Here is a 16,133-nt window from a genome sequence, read left to right as displayed (position 1 = left end):
GTGATTTCCCGGCGATCCGCCAGGCGCCCCTCCGTCCCGCGTGTAATTGCGCTCGGATGAAGCGTATCGTCGTCGGCATCAGCGGAGCAAGCGGAAGCGTCTACGGCCGCGCGACGCTGCAAGCGCTGCGCGCAGCAGGCGGCATCGAGACGCACCTCGTGATCACCTCGGCGGCGCGGCGAACGATCGAGATCGAGACCGGATCGACGCCGTCCGAGTTCGAGGCGCTTGCGGACGTCGTGTATCGCAACGATGACATCGCGGCGGCGATCGCGAGCGGATCCTTTCTCACCGACGGCATGCTCGTCGTCCCGTGCTCGATGAAGAGCGCAGCCGCGATCGCGCTTTCTTTGGACGAGAACCTGCTCGTTCGGGCCGCCGACGTCTGCCTCAAGGAGAGACGCCCCCTGGTGCTCGTCGTTCGCGAGACGCCGCTTCACCTGGGACACCTGCGTACGCTCGTCCAGCTCGCCGAGATCGGGGCCGTCATCTTACCGCCGATCCCTGCGATGTACGCCGCTCCGAAGAGCGTCGAAGACATCGTGGCGCACACGGTCGGCAAGGCGCTCGATCAGTTCGGCATCAGCAACGACCTCTTCAAGCGTTGGCGATGATTCGCTCTGCCAGCGCGACGTCGCTAGCGCGGTCGACGTTGACGGCGGTCTGCGCGTATGGCGAGACGACGGCGTAGACCGCAGCGCCGAGCACTGCCCGGGCACGAGCCTCGGCATCCGCAATCGAGAGTTTTCCGAGGGCGTATTTCGCCAGTACGCCCGGTCCGAAGAGCTTAGCGAGGCGCCACGGCTTCTTGCGCGCGGCGCCGAGCTGCTCGATGAAGCGTTCTAGGGCCGGCAAGACGCGCGGACGCAGCGTGAAGAGGCCGCCGCCGCAGTAGGTGCCGTCGCGCAGCCGCGCCCAGGTGTGCGGTACCTCCGGATAGGCGGCGACGTGTACGGCGCGTTCGACGCAGCCGTAGCCGATCTCGCCGCCGAGGCGTTGGGCTCGTGCGACGAAGTCGTCGATCGCGCCGGCCGTGAGTACCGGCAGATCGGAGGCCGCGACGAGTACGAGCTCGTCCTGTGGAACGCCGGCCAGACCGCTGCGCAGGCTCTGGGTAATCCGCTTGCCGTCCGGCCTGCGCTCGTCGGCAAGCGCGAGCGCCGCGTCGGTATGCGTCGCGAGCGGCGCGACGACGATGACGTGCGAGACGTCGCGCGCGGCGCGCAGCGCGCGAAGCACGCGCTCGACGAGCGTCTGGCCTCCCACGCGGACGAAGGCTTTGTTGGGCGCGCCCGGCTGCAGTGCCGAGACCTCGTCGGGTGGGCCTCCCGCAAGCACGACTGCAGTCACGCGCGCGCGCTGGCCTCCCGCCACGCATCATCGCGGGCAAACGCCGTTGCGAAGACCTCGAACTCCGGCGAGAGCCTCAAGCGCTCGTGTAGTGCATCACGCTCGGCGGCGTCGCGCGCCAGCACGAAGAGACACGAGCCGGAACCCGCGATCAGCGGCTTGGCGGCGCCCGCCGCGCGTAACGCGTCGTAGGCGTGCCGGATCGACGGCACGTCCAGAGCGAGCTCGTGAAAATCATTGCCGAGCGCGTTTTGGACGCCGTCGAAATCGCCGTGCTGGAGCGCTTGCGCGCATTGCAGCGAGAGCGACTCGCTACGCGGTCGGCCGGGGCGCTTCCGCTCGTCCAGCGCGGCGTACGCCTGTGCGGTCACGACCTGCGCCGGCGGCTTCACGACGAGCACCGGCCATGCGGGAACGGCGCCGAGTGCGGTCACCCGCTCGCCGGTTCCTTCGACGAGTGCCGCGCCGGCGACGAGAAAGAACGGAACGTCGGAGCCGAGACCGCGCGCGATTTCGAGCCAATCGAGTGCGGGCACGACGCCGAGCGTGCCCTCCATCGCGGCGCGGAGAATCGCCGCTGCGTCGCTCGAACCGCCGCCGAGGCCCGCCTGCGTGGGGATTGCCTTGTGCAGCGTGACGCGCGCACCGAGAGGCCGTCGCGTTGCGGCCTCGATCGCGCGCAGCGCACGAAGCGCGAGGTTTTCCTCCCCGGCAAGCTCGCGTACCTCGCAATCGAAAACGAGCTCCTCGCAGGGCTCGATCGTTATCGTGTCCGCGAGCTCCAGGGGAACCATGACGCTGCGGATGCCGTGGTAGCCGTCCTCGCGGCGCCCGAGCACCTCCAACGTCAGGTTGATCTTGGCCGGTGCGCGGAACGTGTCTCGGGATGGCCGCGGCCCCAAGCCGCGAATACCGGACTTCATGGGATCGAGCTACGACGCGCAGCACAACGAGTACTGCGCGTACGTTCTCTCCGAAGAGCAAACGCCGTACGGTCTCCTCTTAGGCAACTACAAGACGTACGCGCAATCGACGGCAAAAGGAGGCGTCCGCGGCTTATGGGACGCGGATACCGATCGCATCATCTTCGGAACGCATCAAATCGCCTATCGCCTGCGCGACGGGCGGCAGACGCTCTTCCCGCACCAAATCGCGCGCGAGTTCACGTTCCTCCCCTACGCGCAGCTCTCGGAGTTCACGCTGGAGAACCGCTTGCACGTCAGCGAAGCGTTTTACGTGCCGCACGGCGCCGCGTTCGACCGGGCCGTCTCCTTCGTGGTCGACGTCACCCTGTACAACCCCGGCGCCGCGGAGATCGAGGTCTCCGTCTTTCCTTGGGCGCTCCTCATCGGGCAGCGTTTCTACGGCGAACCGGAGCACGAAGTGCACGCACACATCGACGGGCCGCTGGTGTGCTCGCGCAATCTGGAGACCGGCGGCGAGCGTTGGTGGGGAGGCTCGCGGACGCCGTCGGCGATCAACTTGTCACTGCGTGAACAGGTGCTGCTGCAGCACATGCGCCGCGGCGGGCTCGTGCCGCGGATCCAAGACCAGCAGCTCGGCGAGGTGACCCCGGAGGAAGCCGAGCTGGTCAGCCACCGTATCTTCGGCGCCTTCGAGTACCGCATTCGCGTCGCGGCGGGTGCGCGCGAGGCGCTGCGCATCGCGGTCGTCTACCACGCTGCCGGCAGAGAGCGTTCCAGACCCGTCCTCGAAGCGCTCCTCCGCGATCCCCGCGCGCTGCACGACACGCAGCACTACTTCGCCGAGCGACTAGCCGACGCGCGGATCATGACCCCCTCACCGGTCATCAGCCGTGGCATCGTCTGGGCGAAAGCGAACATGCTGCGCGTCGTGAAGGAATATCCGCACGGCTGGGGTGCGACGAACTCGCCGCCCTCCGACATCCTCGTCTCGCGCGACACGTCGTGGTTCGTTCACGGATACGACTACTTCTTGCCGCAGTTCAGCCGCGACGCGCTCGAGGTCTTCAGTCGCGTCGCGGAAGAGAACGGCATGATGATCGAGTACGTGCGCGGCGTCAGCGGCTTCAAGACGTCCTACGATCTCAACATCAATGACGACACGCCGTTGCATCTCGTGGCGATGCTCCATCACTACAACGCGACGCTGGACGACGCATGGGTGCGCGAGCATCACGCGCTCGTCGTCAAAATGGCGGACTACCTGCTCTCGCAGCGCGACGCGTACGGGCTGATTTTCTGCAAAGCGCAAGGCGTCGATATGTACGGCATCTCCTCGTGGCGCAACATCATTCCGTACTACACGCTCGACGGCGCAGTCACGGAGATCAACGCGGAAGCGGTCTTCGCGCTGGAGGCAGCGGCAATGCTCTGCGCGGTCGTCGACGATCACGAACACTGGGAGCGGTACGGGCAAGAAGCCCAAGCGCTGCGGGCGGCGATGATCGCCCAGCTCTACAACGACGATACCGGGGCGTTCGTCCTGAACTACGACAAGGACCGCAACTACCAAGACAACTTCACGGCGGACGAAGTCTTCCCGGTGCTCTTCGGCGTCGGCGGGTACGAGCAGCGGCGCGCCATCCTGGCGCGCTTGCAGGAAGCGGATTTCGTGACGCCGATCGGCCTGCGCACCATCTCGACGGCGGATTCCTGGTACTTCCCTTCGTACGGCTACGGGTTGCTCGGCGGCGTGTGGCCGGATCTCACGCTCTGGTTCACGGTGGCGCTCGCCCGTCACGCGTACGTAGACGAAGCCGTGCACTACTTGGGTGCGATGTACGAAGCGATGGAGGCTGGAAGCCCGCGCAACACCGTACCGGGTGAGTTCGGGGAATGGTTCGACGGCGGGTCGCTCAGCAACCGCGGAATGTATCTCTCGCCGTGGACCGGCGCAAAGTATCTCTGGGCGGTGGCCGAGACCGTCGGCGGCCTCGACGGGTATCGCACGAGCGGTAGGCCGCATCTCGTGCCGTTGCGGCCGAAGGGCTGGCAATGGATCGCGGCCGCGCGCGTGCACTGGGGCAATCGCCGGTGCAGCTACGTCATCGATCTGCGCAACGACATCATCTACGGCGATATGAGCGAGCTCTCGGCGGAGGAGCCGTTCACGTGCATCCATGCCGGGCGCGACGTCAGCGACGAGGTCACGACCTCGCCGGTCGAGGTCGGAGCGGTGGCGTTCGAGGATCCGAACGGCGCGGCACGCATCTTTCTCTGCAACCTCGACGATGCTGCGCGCGACGTTTCGGTCGAGTTTCGCGGCCACTCCGCGCGCCTCGAGCTTGCCGCAGGGGCGCTGGGCGAAGTCCACTTCATGGGGACGCCCACCGAGCGCAGAGCACGCGCCACGCGCCTGGACGTCGTTCGCCCGGCGCTCAACCGCTTGTTGAGAAGAAGCGTCTCCACGTAGCGGCGAAGGCAGCGTCGTGGGCTCCTCCAAGCATTTCGCCACCATCGTGCTGGCGCTCGGCACGGTGGTCTTGCTCGCCGCCATCGCCATCGGCCAGCACATGGGCTATCGCTTGCTCGGGCAGGCGACGGAGCTTTCCCCGGCCGTGCTGCCGACCGTCTTGATCACGCCCGAGCCCTCCGGCGTGAGCTCGGGCACCTTCGGCCCCGATTGGCAGCGCTCGCAGACGCTCTCCGGTGCTCCGGACCCCGGTTTCCCCGATCCCCGCGTCCCGCCCGTGCCGCTGCCGACGCGCCCGCCCGCACCGACGCCTACGCCGAAGCCGCCGGAACCCACGCCGAATCCGAACGTCCCCATCTGGCGCCAGAGCCCCCTGCCTACGGCGATGCCCAGCCCCGCAGGGTCGCCGGAGGCGCAAGCTGCCGCATCCCCCGGTGCAACCACGCCGCCGTACTGATAGGATAAGGAGAACATGGAACACACCGGCACGGACACCGTCAAGCGCGGCCTCGCGCAGATGCTCAAGGGTGGCGTCATCATGGACGTCGTGACGCCCGATCACGCGCTCATCGCGCAGGAGGCGGGGGCGGTCGCGGTCATGGCGCTCGAGCGAATTCCAGCCGACATCCGGGCGGCCGGCGGCGTGGCACGGATGAGCTCGCTCGAGTTGATCCAGTCGATCATGGACGCCGTGACGATCCCCGTCATGGCAAAGGTCCGGATCGGCCATTTTGCCGAGGCACAAGTGCTGCAGTCCATCGGCGTCGATTACATCGACGAATCTGAAGTACTGACGCCCGCCGACGACAGGTACCACATCGAGAAGCGTCCGTTCACGACGCCGTTCGTCTGCGGCGCACGCGATCTCGGCGAGGCGCTGCGCCGGATCGCCGAGGGCGCAGCGATGATTCGCAGCAAGGGTGAAGCCGGAAGCGGAAACATCGTCGAAGCCGTACGTCACATGCGCGCGATCGGCGACGCGATCCGCGAGTTGAGCGTTGCGCCGAAAGAAGAACTTACCGCGCGCGCGCGCGATCTCGGCGCACCGCTCGAGCTCGTCGCGCAGGTCGCGCGGGATGGACGCTTACCGGTCGTGCTCTTCTGCGCCGGAGGCGTGTCGACGCCGGCCGACGCGGCGCTCATGATGCAGCTCGGGGCGGAAGGCATCTTCGTCGGGAGCGGCATCTTCAAATCGAACAACGAAAGACTCTTTGCGAAAGCGATCGTTGACGCGACGACGCACTACGAGGATCCGAAGGTCGTCGCCGAGGCGTGCCGCTCGCTCGGAACGTCGTCGGCGATGCCGGGCCTCGACGTGCGTAACCTCCCCGATTCGGAGTTGCTCGCAAGCAGAGGAAACTGATGGGGGAGCGCGTGCCCGTGATCGGCGTCCTTGCGTTGCAGGGTGACGTCGAGGAGCACCTTGCGGCGCTGCGCCGCGCCGGCGCGCAGGCGCGCGCAGTGAAGCAGTGCGATCAGCTCGATGGGCTCGACGGATTGGTCATCCCGGGCGGCGAGTCGACTACCGTCATGAAGTTGCTGCAGCGCTTCGGCCTGGCGTCGCCAATCGTCGAGCGCGTACGCGCCGGTCTGCCGCTTTGGGGAACGTGCATGGGCATGATCGTCGCGGCGCACGACGTCGCAGACGTGAAGCAGCAGACCCTCGACGTGCTCGACATCACCGTTCGGCGCAATGCGTTCGGCCGGCAGAACGAGTCCGCGGAAGTCGATCTCGCCGTTCCGGCGATCGGCGCCAAGCCCTTTGCGGCAATCTTCATTCGTGCGCCATGGATCGAGCGCACCGGCCCCGGCGTAGAGTTGCTCGCTTCCCGCGAGGGACACGGCGTCATGGTGCGCCAGGGAAACGTGCTTGCGACCTCCTTCCATCCCGAGCTGGGCAAGGACACGCGCGTCCACGAGTATTTCCTCTCAATCGTCCGCGAGGCGGCGAGGATAGGGAAGCGCTCCACCGCCGCATAAGAACGTACGGCGGATGAGTTCTCCAACAGCCCCGGAAGCGAAAGCCTCCGGTTTTCAGGGGCAGGTCCCTTCAATCGCCGAGGTCGTAAGCGAGATCATCGGTTCGCTCGCGCTTGCGGCGCATGCGTACATGGACGAGGCCTCCGGCGCCGGCGATCTCGCTTCCGCGGAAGTGGCCATCGACGTTGCGTCGCTCGCGTTCGATCGAATCCGCGAACGTCTGGGCGCCGAGCGGCGTCTCGCGATCGCTCAGCTCTTGACGGAGACGCGCTTGGCCTACGTCAGAAGGCGCGAGGCGTAACCTCGAAGGCCCATGCAAAGCGACGTCCTCGTTTTGAACTTCACCTACGAAGCGTTGAACGTCACGACGTTCCAGCGCGCCGTGAAGCTGCTCTTCGCCGGCAAAGCGGAAGCCGTGCACAATCGGGAACGCGTGCTGGCGTCGACGAGCTTCGAGATGCGCATGCCGTCCGTCATTCGGATGCTCTATTACATCCGGCGTCCGATGCAGCGAGTAGCCTTGACGAAGAAGAACGTGCTTATTCGCGACGATTACGCCTGCCAATACTGCGGAACGCACGGCGAGCGCCTCATGACGGTCGATCACGTGGTGCCCAAGAGCCGTGGCGGACCATCGACGTGGGAAAACCTCGTCTGCTCGTGCATGCGCTGCAACAACCGTAAGAACAACCGTACGCCGCAGGAAGCGAACCTCACGCTGCGCCGCAAGCCGCGGCAGCCGAAATACATTCCCTGGATTCAGATCAAGCGCAACACGCTGCCCGACGAATGGGGCAAGTTCTTGTTCCTCTACAACGTCTCGATCGAAGAGCGCATCGAGGTTTAACCTGTTAGGCCAGCATTCATCGGACGATTTTGCGTCCGAATGAGGCTGCTATGAATGGATGGAGGGGATGTGCGTATGCCGGCACGAGACCTAGGAGCGGTATTCGACGAACATCTACGCGACGAATTCGAATTGCATGATGCCGTGGCCACGATGGAAACCATGAGCGCCGAGCCACACCTCTACCATGCACCAACGATGATCGGTGGCAACGGTAAGGAAGAGATATTTAGGTTCTACCGGGATCATTTTGTCACTACGTGGCCGCGGGACACGTCCACGACCCGCATTTCGCGGACAATCGGAGAGGATCAGGTTGTCGACGAACTCGTCATGACGTTCACGCACGACACCGTGATAGACGCGCTTCTACCCGGCGTCACGCCCACTGGAAGACGCGTGTCGCTGCCGGTCGTCGTCGTGGTGAAGTTCCACGAAGGAAAGATCGTCCACGAACACATCTACTGGGATCAAGCGTGCTTGCTCGTTCAAGTCGGTCTCTTGGATCCGGCGGGCCTCCCGGTTACCGGTGCGGCACAGGCTCAAAGCCTTCTCGATCGCAGCTATGCGACCAACGCGCTCCTTGCGTCGAAGCCGTAGAGTCTCCTTAGACTCGAGCGCCTTTCTATGCGGGTTAGGATCTCAGAGCAAACGCTTTGCGCCACGCTGCCGAGACGCGCTCCGGCGTAGGCCTCTCTACGACGCAGGCGACGCAGCCGTCCGGGCGCACGACAAGGGCCGCATCGTGCTTGAGATGCCAGTGCTTCGGCGCTTTCTCGATCCGAATGACCGGTTCGGGAAGTCCGTCCCCAAATACGTGCCCGACGACGACGAGTGCCGCCCCTCCGGCGCGCATCCGATTGATGCGCGAACCGTTCGGGAGCGCGAGATCGTCGATGCGGCGCCCTGCGAGCGGGTGACGCGTATCGATGAGCGGCGACTTCGTGTAGCGGCCGGATAGCATTCCCATCGCGCGGCACGCTTTGCGCTGCATGCCGGGCTCGCGCAAAAAAACGCCGAGCAAGCGGAACGGGAGGGCTCCGAACCACCTGGCGCCGCCGAATCCAAATCGCGTCAGCGCGTCGGTGAAACGCTCCACCGACCCCGCGATCGCTTCGCGCCTTTCGAGCTCGTAGCTCGAGAGCAGCGCCCGCGCGTCGCTGCGGCCCGAGAGCGCGTAGGCGAGTTTCCATGCAAGGTTGGCAGCGTCGTGGATGCCCGCGTTCATGCCTTGTCCTCCCGCGGGACTGTTCAGATGCGCGGCGTCGCCGGCGAGCGCGATGGAGCCGACGACGAAGTGCTGCGCGTGGCGGCGATGAATGCGAAAGAGGCTCGACCATATCGTACGCGCTCGGACTCCTTCGCCGAGCAGGCGCGCGAGGCGCGCGGCGTGCGCGGCCGGATCGAGGGCGCTTGCGTCGTCGACGCCCTCGGGGAGGAGCGCAATGACGCGCCACCTGTTTGCGGCGTACTCGATGCCAAGCGCGAGCGATGCCTTCTTGAACGAAAAGCGCGGCGACGGGGGCGCCCACGGCGGGCCGCTGACGATCACGTCGGTGAGGACGGCGCGCGCGCGATAGGTCGCGCCCTCGAGCGCCAAGCCAAGCGCCTGGCGAACGATGCTGTGCGCTCCGTCGCACCCCACGACGTAGCCCGCCGTCATCTGCTGCGTTCCCGCGTCCGTGGAGAAGGTTACGGTCACGCCGTCCGCGCGCTCCTCGACTCCGGTAACGTCACACCGCGTTCGCAGCGTGCAGAGCCCGCTCTCGCCGACGAGCCGGCGAAGGACGCTTTCCGTCTCGTTCTGCGGGATAAGAAGGGCACCGGCGGGTTCGATGACGTCGGCAACGTTCGAAAAATCGATCCGCACGATGCGCTCGGCGACGCCGACGGCCGAGATCTCCACCACCTGGCGCCACGTGCCCGCAGCGCGCAGAGCGTCGAGCGCGCTCCAATCCTGCATCACTTCCAGCGTGCGCGGCACGACGAGCAGCGCGCGCGACTCCTGCGGTGGCTCGGCCTCGCGTTCGAGAATCGTGGAGCGGACGCCGTGATGCGCGAGACCGAGCCCCAGAGAGAGTCCGACGGGCCCACCGCCCACGATGATCACGGGAGCGTCCATCGCGCCCCCGGTTCGGCCTGAGGTTAAGCGGAGCCTTGGCAGCGACGTTGAAGAATGAACGATATGAGCGACGTCCGGCTCTTCGCGCTCCTCTCCGCCTCACTTCGCGCGGCGGCGTTTGCGATTAGCCATCATTCCGCCACGGCCAAGGGAGCGTAGCGACTCGCACGCACGCGCTCTGCGCGTACGCTTTCCTCTTAGCGCTCATTCTCTTTGCGGGGCAACGGTCGTGGACCAAACAAAAACGCCGTATTTTCAGGCACTGCTCGACTACGTCGATGCAGGCGTGATCCCGTTTCACACGCCGGGGCACGTTCAAGGCAACGGGATGGATGCGTCGTTTCGAGAGTTCGTCGGCGACAATATTTGCGCGATCGATCTCACGCCGATGCCGGGGCTCGACGATCTGCTCCAGCCTACCGAGGCCGTGCGCGACGCGCAGGAGCTTGCCGCGCAGGCGTACGGAGCGGATCGAACGTTCTTTTTGGTCAACGGATCCACGAGCGGGAACCAATGCATGATGATGACCGCCGTGAACCCGGGCGACAAGATCGCGGTTCCTCGTAACTCGCACAAGTCGATGCTCGGCGGACTCGTCATGAGCGGGGCGCAGCCCGTCTACATGCAGCCGGAGGTGGACGAAGGGCTCCACATGGATCACTGCGTGACGCCGCAGACGGTAGCGCGCACGCTCGAGGAGCACCCCGATCTCGCCGCCGTCTACATCGTCTCCCCGACGTACTACGGCGTTGCGGCCGATTTGGCCGAGATCGCGCGCATCGTCCACGATGCCGGGAAGCTGCTGCTGGTCGACGAGGCGTGGGGGCCGCATTTCCACTTCCATCCGGAGCTGCCGCTTTCGGCGACCGCTGCCAAGGCCGACTTGTCCATCAACTCGACGCATAAGATGCTCTCGGCCTTTTCGCAGTGCGCGATGCTGCACCAGTGCGGAGATCGCGTGCGCGTGGATCGGCTCCAGTCGGTCGTCAAGATGTTCCTTTCGACCTCGCCCAATCTGCCGATGGTCGCCTCGCTCGACGTGGCGCGCAAGCAGATGGCGACGGATGGCGAGCGGCTGCTCTCACGAACGATTGCGCTCGCTCGCGAAGCGCGCGAGAGAATCAATCGGGTCGAAGGTCTCTACTCGTTCGGCGACGAGCTCAAGGGGCGCCCGGGAGTTTTCGACGTCGACCCGACCAAGGTCGTCGTTACCGTGCGCGGCCTCGGGTACACCGGCTACGAGGTCTCGGAGCTCTTGCGCCGGCGTTACAATATCCAAGTCGAGCTCGCGGACCTGTTCAACATCGTCGCACTGTTCACGATCGGAACCAGGGACGAAGCGGCGGAGCGGTTCGTCACCGCATTGGAAGAGATCTCGCGCGACGATCGGCCCCTCGACATGTTTGCGCGCTCGGGGATCCTCGAGCAACCGCGCAATCGGCGCAGCTACCGGCTGCCGAAGACTCCGCCGATGCGCATGCTGCCGCGCGATGCGTTCTTGGCACCGACGGAGAGCGTGACGTTTCGCAAGAGCAAGGGGCGCATCTGCGCGGAGACGATCGCGCCGTATCCGCCGGGCATTCCGGTGCTCGCCCCGGGCGAAGAGATCACCGACGAGATCCTCAACTACCTGCGCTTGGAGTTGAAGGCCGGCGTGCGCATTCAGGGCCCGTACGACAGCGAACTGCGCACGATCCGCGTCGTCCGACCGTAGGCGCGCGAAGGCGCCGCCGGAGGCGCAAGGTGCGACGCCGCTTCGCGGAAAAGAGAAAGGCGTGGCGGTGAAAGCCGAGCAGGTCTCCCCCAGTTGGGAGCTCTCCCAACTTCTCGATATCTTCCCTCTTCCTATTCGTCAGGCGCTCGTTCGCCTTCCCAACGTCGAAGCGATGATCGAGGTCGTGCTCGATCTCGGACGACCGCCGGAGGCGCGCTTCGAGAACGATTTCACGTATTTGAGCGACGCCGCGGTGACGAACGAAGACATCGCACACATCTGTTCTCGCATCTCGTCTTTCGGCGGCGACAATCGCGCCGGCATCGAGCAGACATTGCACCGCATCAGTGCGATTCGCAATCGCAACGGGAAGATCGTCGGCCTCACGTGCCGCGTCGGACGAGCGGTCTACGGCACGATCGACATCTTTTTGGACGTCTTGCACAGCGGTGCGTCGGTCTGTCTCTTGGGCCGGCCCGGCGTCGGCAAAACGACGATGCTTCGCGAGTGCGCCCGCGTTCTGTCCGAAGAGCGCAAGCGCGTCGTCATCGTTGACACCTCGAACGAGATCGCCGGCGACGGCGACGTGCCGCACCCCGGCATCGGGCTCGCCCGCCGCATGCAGGTTGCGGACCCCGCGCTCCAACACGCGGTGATGATCGAAGCCGTCGAGAACCACATGCCCGAGGTCGTCGTGATCGATGAGATCGGCACCGCCGCCGAGGCTGAGGCCGCGCGCACGATCGCGGAACGCGGCGTGACGCTCATCGGCACGGCGCACGGCCAGACGCTCGAGAACCTTTTGATGAATCCCACGCTCACCGACCTCGTCGGCGGCATCAGCGCGGTCACCCTTTCGGATGAAGAGGCGCGCCGCCGCGGCACGCGCAAGACCGTTCTCGAGCGCAAGGCACCGCCGACGTTCGACGTCGTGGTTGAGATTCAAGAACGCGACCGGCTCGCGATTCACAAGAACGTGGGCGAAGTGGTCGATGCGCTGCTGCGCGGGTATCAGCCGCAGCCCGAGATTCGACGCCGGGAGCCGAGCGGCGAGGTCACGGTCGTTCAGGAGGCCGACACCGAATCGATGCCCGTGCTCTCGGAGTCGTTTGCGCCACCTTCGCATGGCGAGAACGAGCGGTCGGTCGCGATCTTTCCGTACGGCGTCTCGCGCAGCAAGATCGAACGCGCGATTCACAACCTTCGCGTCAACGCGGGGATTTCGCGCACGTGGGACGAGGCCGACGTCGTGATCACGCTCAAGGCGCTCGAGCGCAAACAGCAGCCGAAGCTCAAGGAGATCGCGGCCGACAACGTGCCGATCTATTCGATCAAGACGAACACGACCACCCAGATCCAGAGCGCCCTGCGCGACGTGTTCAACCTCGGATCGATCGACCGGGAGGAGCTGGCGCTGCGCGAGGCCGAGGAGGGCATCTACCAAGTGCTCCTGACGAGTCAGGCCGTCGAGCTGACGCCGCAGACGTCGTACGTGCGGCGCATGCAGCATCAGCTCGCGGAGAAATACCGCCTGCAATCGCGCAGCACGGGATTGGAGCCGAATAGGCGCGTCCGCATCTCCAAGTGTTCGTAACGCTCGAGGGCATCGAGGGCAGCGGCAAGAGTACGCTGCTGAGCGGTCTCGCGCAGCGCTTGGAAGCGGGCGGCGCGCAGCCGCTCGTCACGTACGAGCCCGGCGGAACGCCGGCCGGTGACGCGGTGCGCGAGCTGCTGCTCAACAGCGATCTGGAGATCGCGCCGCTCACCGAAGCGCTCCTGATGAACGCGGCGCGGGCGCAGCTCGTGACGGGCCGAATCCGTCCGGCGCTGGCTGCGAGGCGCATCGTGCTCTGCGACCGGTATTTCGATTCGACGCTCGCGTACCAAGGATACGGACGCGGACTCGACATCCCGACGTTGCGCCTTCTCTGTCTAGCCGCGACGTCCGGCCTAGACCCGGATCTCACGTTTCTTCTCGATCTCCCGGTGGAGAGCGCGCGCGGCCGTCTGCAGGAGCGCGCTGCGGACCGCATCGAGCGAGAGGACGGCGCGTTTTTCGAGCGCGCGCGGCGAGGATATCTCGAGATGGCAAAGGCCGGCGGCCGCTGGCACGTTTTGGATGCGATGCGCTCGCCGGAGGAGTTGCTCGACGACGCGTGGCCGATCGTTCGTGCGCTCGTAGAAGCGCCCGCGTGAACGGCGAGCTCTCTTTCGACGTCGTCGGCGCGCACGGACCGCGCGCCTACTTCGAACATCTGACGCGCGACTCCATTGCGCACGCCTACGTCTTCAGCGGCCCCGACGGCGTCGGTAAGAAGACGTTTGCGCGCCGCCTCGCGCAGTCGCTGCTCTGCGCCGCGCCGAAGCCCGGCGTGCTCGGCTACGACCGGGTCTGTCCCTCCTGCCGGCTCTTCGAAATGCAGGCGTACCATCCGGATTTCCTCGAGCACGACGGTACGCTGAAGATCGGCGACCGCGATACGCCGGCACGTTTCGGCGACGAGACGCTCACCGCGCGCGATCTCGTGCGCCAGTTGTCGATGGAGTCGTACGTGGGCGGGATGCGCGTCCTGCTGCTCGGCGATCTCGATTTCGCCACGCACCACGCGGCCAACGCGCTGTTGAAGTTCTTCGAGGAGCCACCGGCGGGCGTCGTACTGCTCCTCACCACGCCCTCTCCCGGCACGCTGCTTTCGACAATTCGCTCGCGCGCCTTGGAGATACGTTTCGGCTTGCTCTCGCGCGCAGAGGTAGCCGATATTCTGCGCCGCAAGGGGTACGACGCCGCGCAGGCTGAAGCGGGTGCGCTCTTGAGCCAAGGAAGCGTGACGCAGGCGACGGCAGCGCTCGAAACCGAGGAGGCATCGGTGCGCACGCAGGCAGCGCGCTGGTTCTTCGACGTGGTTGCGGGAGGAACGCCGCAAGAGGGGTGGGCGTCACGCGAAACGTTGGTCTTGGGGCTGGAGGTCCTCAAGGGTCTCGTCCGCGATTGGGTTGCGGTCCACGAGGCGAAGCGTGCGCCGCTCTACGCGGATTACGACGACGCGCTTCGTTCGCTTCCGCCGCTCTCCGGTGCGGCGCTTGGGGCGATTCTCGGCCGCATCGACGACGCGCAGCGCCTCGCGCGCACGAACGTCAGCCCGTCGATGGCGAGCGAGATCGTGCGCATGGCGCTCTGCGGCGCCGGCGCGCCGGGCTAACCCGCTAAGCGCGAAACGCGAGGTTCGCGTACTGCTTGGCGAACGGGAAGGCGAGATAGCCGAGCGCGATCGCTTCGAAGAGGGCCTGCAAGAGCACTTGTTCGGTGTGGCTCAAGAGGACTCGTTCGCCGATGACGTTGACGAGATACGGGGGGAGAACCACGAAGAGTCCGACGAATGCGACCGCAAGAATTGCCGCACCGAGCAGATCGGCGCGAACCGCGCGGAACGAACCGCCGAGCGCGAGGCTTCCCGGCAATCCACCGATCGCCGCCGCCGGGATCGTGTAGATGAGAAAGAATGCAGCTACCAGCATCAGGACGATCTGGCCCGTGAGCCCGAAGAGCGCGCCGACGTACTCTGCGATCATGACGAGAAACCAAAAGCCGATGGCCGCGACGATGATGCCGCCGCCCTTGCGGCGCGCCTCTTCCCATGCCGAGTCGAACGTTGCGCGAAGCCCACGTTCGAGTGCGTCGGCGTGCACGATCGCCACGCCGAAAGCAAAACTATAGAAAACTCGGGCGGCGAAGTCGAAAAGGCTTGCGCCCGCGCCTCCCAGCGGAGCGGTGACGTACGTTGCCAGCGCCGCAAGCGCGAGCGCGGCGACGGCGCCGAGGAGGGGCCCGACGAAGACGGAGGGCTGGCGCGCGAGCAACGGAATCGCGCGCAGGTAGATCGTGAGGTCGGGGGCGCGCCTCACCGCGCTCCTTCGAGCGAGTGGCGGCACGAGCAATCGGCTTCGCGTGGGATGCGCTCGACGATGCGTGCGATGGCGGCTTTGGTCCGCTCGTTGTTGCGCTTGAACACCTCCATGACCTCGTGGTGCGACACCGGCGGCATGCCTTCGAGACCAACGTCGTAATCGGTGATGAGCGAGATGTTCACGTAGCATATCCCGAGCTCGCGCGCCAAGTACGCCTCGGGGTACTGTGTCATGTTGATGACCTCCCAGCCGAGGCTCTGGAACCATTTCGACTCCGAGCGCGTGGAGAAACGTGGACCCTGGACTACGACGACCGTACCGCGCTCGTGCGTTTCGATCCCGAGCGAGCGCAGCGCCTCGACGGCGATCGGACGCAGCGTCGGGCAATACGGGTCGGCAAAGCTCACGTGCGTCGTCACGGGTCCGTCGAAGAACGTGTCCCTACGGCCCGTCGTGCGATCGACGAGTTGATCGGCAACGACCATCGATCCCGGCTTTACCTCGCGTGCGAGCGACCCGCACGCCGTCGGCCCGACGATGTGCGTGACGCCGAGCATCTTCATCGCGTACAGGTTCGCGCGATAGTTGATGACGTGCGGCGGATAGCGATGGTCTTTGCCGTGACGTGGGAGAAACGCGACGCGACGACCCGCAAGCTCGCCGAGCGCGACGCGATCGCTGGGGGGGCCGTACGGCGTCTCGACCCACGCTTCGCGCGCGTCTTCGATGAGCGAATAGAATCCCGAACCGCCAAAAACGCCGATGTCGGCGCGCTCCGATGTCTCCATATCGCGGGGCGGATTCGAGGTAACGCTGCT

Annotated in this window: 17 protein-coding genes; 12 read left to right on the top strand and 5 right to left on the bottom strand. The window is 65.8% G+C overall.

Annotation, left to right across the window (positions count from 1 at the left end; translation table 11 throughout):
- The first annotated feature begins 56 nt into the window (after positions 1–56).
- Complete coding sequence (locus VMV82_03175) at positions 57–614, top strand: UbiX family flavin prenyltransferase (GenBank protein HUY40551.1); 558 nt, start codon at positions 57–59, stop codon at positions 612–614.
- Here VMV82_03175 and VMV82_03170 read toward each other — a convergent pair.
- Together VMV82_03170 and ispE are read right to left on the bottom strand one after the other, a co-directional pair.
- Positions 598–1,350: a nucleotidyltransferase family protein gene (locus tag VMV82_03170; GenBank protein HUY40550.1), complete on the bottom strand. Its 753-nt coding sequence runs from the start codon at positions 1,348–1,350 to the stop codon at positions 598–600. The two genes, VMV82_03175 and VMV82_03170, sit on opposite strands and share 17 nt — an antisense overlap.
- Complete coding sequence (ispE, locus tag VMV82_03165; protein ID HUY40549.1) at positions 1,347–2,273, bottom strand: 4-(cytidine 5'-diphospho)-2-C-methyl-D-erythritol kinase; 927 nt, start codon at positions 2,271–2,273, stop codon at positions 1,347–1,349. The genes VMV82_03170 and ispE overlap by 4 nt, the downstream gene beginning before the upstream one ends.
- Here ispE and VMV82_03160 point away from each other — a divergent pair.
- Genes VMV82_03160 through VMV82_03130 form a run of 7 tightly spaced genes read left to right on the top strand, consistent with a single transcriptional unit; the run spans position 2,272 to position 8,173 of the window.
- Positions 2,272–4,746, top strand: coding sequence for an amylo-alpha-1,6-glucosidase (locus tag VMV82_03160; protein HUY40548.1), 2,475 nt, complete (start codon positions 2,272–2,274; stop codon positions 4,744–4,746). The two genes, ispE and VMV82_03160, sit on opposite strands and share 2 nt — an antisense overlap.
- Positions 4,747–4,762: 16 nt before the next feature.
- On the top strand, positions 4,763–5,203 hold the full coding sequence (locus tag VMV82_03155; GenBank protein HUY40547.1) for a hypothetical protein: 441 nt from the start codon (positions 4,763–4,765) through the stop codon (positions 5,201–5,203).
- Between the two features lie 15 nt (positions 5,204–5,218).
- Positions 5,219–6,109: a pyridoxal 5'-phosphate synthase lyase subunit PdxS gene (pdxS, locus tag VMV82_03150; GenBank protein ID HUY40546.1), complete on the top strand. Its 891-nt coding sequence runs from the start codon at positions 5,219–5,221 to the stop codon at positions 6,107–6,109.
- Entirely contained in the window at positions 6,109–6,726 is a 618-nt protein-coding gene (pdxT, locus tag VMV82_03145; protein ID HUY40545.1) for a pyridoxal 5'-phosphate synthase glutaminase subunit PdxT, read from the top strand. Before pdxS ends, pdxT begins: the two co-directional genes overlap by 1 nt.
- Positions 6,727–6,739: 13 nt before the next feature.
- On the top strand, positions 6,740–7,027 hold the full coding sequence (locus VMV82_03140) for a hypothetical protein (GenBank protein ID HUY40544.1): 288 nt from the start codon (positions 6,740–6,742) through the stop codon (positions 7,025–7,027).
- Positions 7,028–7,039: 12 nt separating this feature from the next.
- Positions 7,040–7,573: an HNH endonuclease gene (locus tag VMV82_03135; GenBank protein ID HUY40543.1), complete on the top strand. Its 534-nt coding sequence runs from the start codon at positions 7,040–7,042 to the stop codon at positions 7,571–7,573.
- A 54-nt stretch (positions 7,574–7,627) separates the two neighbouring features.
- Positions 7,628–8,173, top strand: a complete 546-nt coding sequence (locus tag VMV82_03130; protein ID HUY40542.1) for a nuclear transport factor 2 family protein — start codon at positions 7,628–7,630, stop codon at positions 8,171–8,173.
- A gap of 34 nt (positions 8,174–8,207) precedes the next feature.
- Here VMV82_03130 and VMV82_03125 read toward each other — a convergent pair whose 3' ends face one another.
- On the bottom strand, positions 8,208–9,695 hold the full coding sequence (locus tag VMV82_03125; protein HUY40541.1) for an FAD-dependent monooxygenase: 1,488 nt from the start codon (positions 9,693–9,695) through the stop codon (positions 8,208–8,210).
- Between the two features lie 229 nt (positions 9,696–9,924).
- On the opposite strand from VMV82_03125, the gene VMV82_03120 reads away from it, so the two are divergent.
- The 4 genes from VMV82_03120 to VMV82_03105 all read left to right on the top strand — a co-directional run bounded on the left by VMV82_03120 (position 9,925) and on the right by VMV82_03105 (position 14,609).
- Complete coding sequence (locus tag VMV82_03120; protein ID HUY40540.1) at positions 9,925–11,409, top strand: aminotransferase class I/II-fold pyridoxal phosphate-dependent enzyme; 1,485 nt, start codon at positions 9,925–9,927, stop codon at positions 11,407–11,409.
- Positions 11,410–11,476: 67 nt separating this feature from the next.
- A complete protein-coding gene (locus VMV82_03115) occupies positions 11,477–13,003 on the top strand; it encodes a R3H domain-containing nucleic acid-binding protein (GenBank protein HUY40539.1) in 1,527 nt (508 codons plus the stop codon).
- Positions 12,994–13,605, top strand: a complete 612-nt coding sequence (gene tmk / locus VMV82_03110) for a dTMP kinase (GenBank protein HUY40538.1) — start codon at positions 12,994–12,996, stop codon at positions 13,603–13,605. Before VMV82_03115 ends, tmk begins: the two co-directional genes overlap by 10 nt.
- Positions 13,602–14,609 (top strand): hypothetical protein, encoded by a 1,008-nt coding sequence (locus VMV82_03105; protein HUY40537.1) that lies wholly within the window; start codon positions 13,602–13,604, stop codon positions 14,607–14,609. The genes tmk and VMV82_03105 overlap by 4 nt, the downstream gene beginning before the upstream one ends.
- Before the next feature lie 4 nt (positions 14,610–14,613).
- Here VMV82_03105 and VMV82_03100 read toward each other — a convergent pair whose 3' ends face one another.
- The gene (locus VMV82_03100; GenBank protein HUY40536.1) at positions 14,614–15,312 is read right to left on the bottom strand and encodes a hypothetical protein; all 699 of its coding nucleotides are present in this window, start codon (positions 15,310–15,312) and stop codon (positions 14,614–14,616) included.
- Positions 15,309–16,103 carry an S-methyl-5'-thioadenosine phosphorylase gene (locus VMV82_03095; protein ID HUY40535.1) on the bottom strand — a complete coding sequence of 265 codons (795 nt, stop codon included), beginning with the start codon at positions 16,101–16,103 and terminating at the stop codon, positions 15,309–15,311. The genes VMV82_03100 and VMV82_03095 overlap by 4 nt, the downstream gene beginning before the upstream one ends.
- Positions 16,104–16,133 lie beyond the last annotated feature (30 nt).

It is taken from the genome of Candidatus Dormiibacterota bacterium (genome assembly GCA_035532035.1).
GTDB lineage: Bacteria > Vulcanimicrobiota > Vulcanimicrobiia > Vulcanimicrobiales > Vulcanimicrobiaceae > Tyrphobacter.
This window is presented reverse-complemented; position numbering and strand designations above follow the sequence as displayed.

Coding starts and splice junctions, on each gene's coding strand:
- VMV82_03175 (HUY40551.1), top strand. CDS start 57: ATGAAGCGTATCGTCGTCGGCATCAGCGGAGCAAGCGGAAGCGTCTAC.
- VMV82_03160 (HUY40548.1), top strand. CDS start 2,272: ATGGGATCGAGCTACGACGCGCAGCACAACGAGTACTGCGCGTACGTT.
- ispE (HUY40549.1), bottom strand. CDS start 2,273: ATGAAGTCCGGTATTCGCGGCTTGGGGCCGCGGCCATCCCGAGACACG.
- pdxS (HUY40546.1), top strand. CDS start 5,219: ATGGAACACACCGGCACGGACACCGTCAAGCGCGGCCTCGCGCAGATG.
- pdxT (HUY40545.1), top strand. CDS start 6,109: ATGGGGGAGCGCGTGCCCGTGATCGGCGTCCTTGCGTTGCAGGGTGAC.
- VMV82_03140 (HUY40544.1), top strand. CDS start 6,740: ATGAGTTCTCCAACAGCCCCGGAAGCGAAAGCCTCCGGTTTTCAGGGG.
- VMV82_03135 (HUY40543.1), top strand. CDS start 7,040: ATGCAAAGCGACGTCCTCGTTTTGAACTTCACCTACGAAGCGTTGAAC.
- VMV82_03130 (HUY40542.1), top strand. CDS start 7,628: ATGGATGGAGGGGATGTGCGTATGCCGGCACGAGACCTAGGAGCGGTA.
- VMV82_03125 (HUY40541.1), bottom strand. CDS start 9,695: ATGGACGCTCCCGTGATCATCGTGGGCGGTGGGCCCGTCGGACTCTCT.
- VMV82_03095 (HUY40535.1), bottom strand. CDS start 16,103: ATGGAGACATCGGAGCGCGCCGACATCGGCGTTTTTGGCGGTTCGGGA.